The sequence below is a fragment of the Streptomyces sp. MS19 genome (genome assembly GCF_047200595.1).
GTDB lineage: Bacteria > Actinomycetota > Actinomycetes > Streptomycetales > Streptomycetaceae > Streptomyces.
This window is the reverse complement of the sequence record NZ_JBJZOH010000104.1, coordinates 1-482: the sequence shown is the minus strand read 5'-3', so window position 1 is coordinate 482 and position 482 is coordinate 1. Positions and strand designations below refer to the sequence as shown.

Here is a 482-nt window from a genome sequence, read left to right as displayed (position 1 = left end):
GCCTCGGCGCGGTGGCGTGCGTCGGTGGTGATGATCGGCGCGTCCGGACCGATCTGCAACGCCTCGCGGACCTCTTCCGGCGAGTAGGGCTGGTGCCCGTCGAAACCGTTGAGGGCGATGACGAACGGCAGGCCACTGTTCTCGAAGTAGTCCACCGCCGGGAAACAGTCCGCGAGACGGCGGGTGTCCACCAGCACCACCGCACCGATCGCACCACGCACCAGGTCGTCCCACATGAACCAGAAACGGTCCTGACCCGGCGTACCGAACAGGTACAGGATCAAGTCCTGGTCCAGCGTGATACGGCCGAAGTCCATCGCGACCGTCGTGGTCGTCTTCCCACCCGTGTGCGTCAGATCGTCGATCCCCGCGGACGCCGACGTCATCACGGCCTCGGTCCGCAGCGGATTGATCTCCGACACCGACCCCACAAACGTGGTCTTCCCCACACCGAACCCACCCGCGATCACGATCTTCGCGGA

1 protein-coding gene is annotated in these 482 nt (G+C 65.6%); it reads right to left on the bottom strand.

Going from position 1 to position 482, the window contains the following annotated elements:
* On the bottom strand, positions 1-482 hold a 482-nt coding region (locus ACL02R_RS30070; RefSeq protein WP_412800125.1), incomplete at both ends, for a GTP-binding protein.